Consider the following 1,088-nt stretch of genomic DNA (forward strand, 5'->3'; position numbering starts at 1 on the left):
TATAGACCTCTTATAGTTCGTAGACACTTGGATCTTTTTGCATTAGATACCACTGATACCTTGCAAATGAAATACGTGAATTTGGGTTATTAGGTGCAATACCTATTTGCCAAGTATAATAGACCTCTTGCAAAAGTACCGTTTTATTGACCTCCGCTAACAGAGTATTAAAGGCTAGCAATGACTTATGCAAGAGATCTATTAAGTTTAATAAATTATTTTATTATATTCTTTTTATATGCTCTCAGTGCTCTTGTTGTAACGAGCAAGTTGAAACTACTGTTTAGATAGTCTATTTGCTGAAGTTTCTTTCTTTCTTCGTTGGGTAGGTTGTTAATGTAATTGATATTATCTATAAAATCATAAGGCAATAGGGTTGTGAATAAGTGCTCTGCCTTTCTGCGTGTAAAGTAGTCTGTATCACTATCTAAAGCTACAGCCGAAATATATTCTCTGGGTGTAGCACCATTTTGTATCAGACAAATCTGGTCATTTATATTACTACGATATATTATATAAGCATTGATAGTATTTTCAGAAAATTTGCTCATAGCTTGTAAATCGTCTAGTTCAGGATCTTTAATAGAGTTTTCATCTTCTTCACACAAATCTACTGCATCATTCATAGTTTGAACTGCTCTATCTAGAGCTACAGAGTGCTCACTAGCACCTGTGAACTGTGAACACGAGATGCATAACAATGTCATACTCCATATTAATAATAATTTAATATATTTCATGGCATACATCCTTCAGCAATAGCTTTAAAAAATTTTATTTCATTATTGTGTTTAGAATAACCATCAGATTCTAATTCTAAAATAGCTCGATAAGCATCCTCTTCAACCATTTTCCTTTTTATTTGATCAACGCTACCCATTGCTTCTGCAAATAACACCCAATTAGCACCATCTATCTTTCGAGGAGCAGGTTTTACAACTGCTTCTAATTCTGCTTTTGCTGACACTCCCCAAATACTATTTATAGGTATTCCAGATGATGTTCTGCCTCCAGCAGGTCTTTTCGTAAACAACAACCCTGCGAAAACTGCTGGTAAAATTTTACTTAACCAACTTGCTGATTCTATA

At 33.9% G+C, this 1,088-nt stretch carries 2 protein-coding genes; both read right to left on the bottom strand.

What is annotated here, in order from left to right; genetic code table 11:
• Nucleotides 1-215 precede the first annotated feature (215 nt).
• Nucleotides 216-740 carry a hypothetical protein gene (locus ACT3TU_RS14170; RefSeq protein ID WP_444784528.1) on the bottom strand — a complete coding sequence of 175 codons (525 nt, stop codon included), beginning with the start codon at nt 738-740 and terminating at the stop codon, nt 216-218.
• Nucleotides 737-1,088 (bottom strand): hypothetical protein (locus tag ACT3TU_RS14175; RefSeq protein ID WP_444784529.1); only part of this gene is annotated, 352 nt, incomplete at its 5' end. The genes ACT3TU_RS14170 and ACT3TU_RS14175, both read right to left, overlap by 4 nt.

The sequence above is a fragment of the Psychrobacter sp. AOP3-A1-26 genome, from assembly GCF_052378235.1.
In the GTDB taxonomy this organism is placed as follows: domain Bacteria; phylum Pseudomonadota; class Gammaproteobacteria; order Pseudomonadales; family Moraxellaceae; genus Psychrobacter.

Excerpts from the sequence above, each read along its gene's own strand:
- ACT3TU_RS14170 (WP_444784528.1), bottom strand. The coding sequence starts at position 740 with ATGAAATATATTAAATTATTATTAATATGGAGTATGACATTGTTATGC.